Below are 561 nucleotides of genomic sequence, written 5' to 3'. Positions count from 1 at the left end.
GTATAATATCAGCATTATATACATTACCTATATTAGGTATAGGGTTGTTTATAGATGTAAACCATTTTTCAACATCTTTTTCACTGTTTCTAGCTTTTAATCCATCAATAAAATTAATATATGATCGCCATGAATACATTAATCTACGGTAATCATTTTTATCTCCTAATGATGAAAGATTGGATGCTTCAGTGACAGCTGTACCAATCCATACTTTTTCATTAATTCCAATACCTTTTCGTCCTGTTTTAATGACTAAATCGCACCCTGTTGACATTCCTATTCCTGCTTTAATAGGCTCAATCCCTCTTCTCCATAACATCTTATTAAACATCTCGATAAATGTGTTTGCATAGAAGGTTTTATTGGCACAATTTAGAATATCTTCTTTTGAAGGTGTATTGTAAATTGCATAAACACAATCTCCACGAATACCGATCTCAAGCATGAATCCATCATCATCTCTCAGTATTTCAATCAGTTCAGAAATAAATGCTCTGATTACTTTTGCAGTTTCCTCCTGATTAATGCTTGTAAATAATTTACTTGAATCCCGAATAT

1 protein-coding gene is annotated in these 561 nt (G+C 31.7%); it reads right to left on the bottom strand.

From position 1 onward, the window contains the following. Window positions 1–561: adenylate/guanylate cyclase domain-containing protein (locus ACTHS3_RS16645; RefSeq protein ID WP_440368593.1), on the bottom strand; the 561-nt coding region annotated here is incomplete at both ends.

It is taken from the genome of Neisseria sp. P0009.S007 (genome assembly GCF_051962515.1).
This window is presented reverse-complemented; position numbering and strand designations above follow the sequence as displayed.